The 333-nt window shown below is 29.1% G+C and carries 1 protein-coding gene; it reads right to left on the reverse strand.

All coding sequences use genetic code 11. The annotated features are described in order from the left end of the window. A partial coding sequence (locus ACSG5Z_RS29865) for a glycosyltransferase family protein (protein ID WP_503827179.1) occupies positions 1 to 333 on the reverse strand: 333 nt, incomplete at both ends.

Here is a 333-nt window from a genome sequence, read left to right on the forward strand (position 1 = left end):
ATTTGTATGTCGTCTATGATAGTTTAGTGGTTTTGGATTGAAATAAATGTTCCCCTCTTTAAGAATAGAAACATAGAAAAACCAATCACCAGCTACTTTAAACTTTTCTACTTGTTTTTCTGTAGTTTTTATATCTATGTTTTTAAAAACTACACTGGAGACATTAGGTATGGTGTTCTTGATAAGTAATGTATCTTGTATTTCATCTATCCCTTTTCGAAAATAAGAACTTTTCCATTTTTCTTTATCAATATCAGTTGTGTAATCTAAATAATGATTGGCCAGGATATTTCCTTGTTCATCTATTTGTTTTGATTGTGTGTAGCTTAAGGT

Source organism: Bacillus pretiosus (assembly GCF_051294775.1).
Lineage (GTDB): Bacteria > Bacillota > Bacilli > Bacillales > Bacillaceae_G > Bacillus_A > Bacillus_A wiedmannii.